The 773-nt window shown below is 62.4% G+C and carries 1 protein-coding gene; it reads left to right on the top strand.

The window, feature by feature from the left end:
* Positions 1-773 (top strand): PPE domain-containing protein (locus BST12_RS29160; protein ID WP_139802073.1); only part of this gene is annotated, 773 nt, incomplete at both ends.

Genomic DNA, 773 nt, shown 5'->3' with positions numbered 1-773 from the left:
CCTCCCAAGCCAAAGCGGTCGCCAGCGCATTCGAGGCGGCCAAGGCAGCCACCATTCATCCGCTGCAGATAGCCGCCAATCGCAACGCATTCCTACAGCTGGTGCGCTCAAACTGGTTTGGGCTCAACGCGCCCGCGATCGCGGCCGCCGAAAGCATCTATGAACAGTTTTGGGCAACAGACGTCGCGGCGATGTTCGGCTATCACGCCGGAGCGTCGTCGGCGGCTGCGGCGTTGAGTCCCTTCGAGGAACTGTTGATGCGGCTGCCCAACCTGGGCGTCGGTAACACCGCGGCCAATGTGGGCAGTGGCAACAAGGGCACCGGCAACCTGGGCAACGGAAACAACGGCAACACCAATGTCGGCGGCGGAAACATCGGCAACAGCAACGGCGGCAGCGGTAACCGCGGTAACGGCAACGTCGGCTTCGGAAACATCCGCAACGGGAACATCGGCCTCGGCAACACCGGCGTCGGCCTCAATGGTGGCCTGAATGTGGGCATGGGCAATCTCGGCAATAGCAACGTCGGCTTCGGCAACCAGGGCAACAACAACACCGGCGGCGGAAACAGCGGCAACGCAAACATGGGCGGCGGAAACGTCGGTAACAACAACATCGGCTTCGGACTCACCGGCAACAACCTGATCGGCGTGGGGAACACCTTCTATAACTCGGCAACCGGGCAGTTCACCTTCGGCGGGCTGAACTCGGGCGTCGACAACATCGGCATCGGAAACTCCGGGGCCGGCAACATCGGCTTCTTCAACTCCGGC

The organism is Mycobacterium angelicum (assembly GCF_002086155.1).
GTDB lineage: Bacteria > Actinomycetota > Actinomycetes > Mycobacteriales > Mycobacteriaceae > Mycobacterium > Mycobacterium angelicum.
This window is presented reverse-complemented; position numbering and strand designations above follow the sequence as displayed.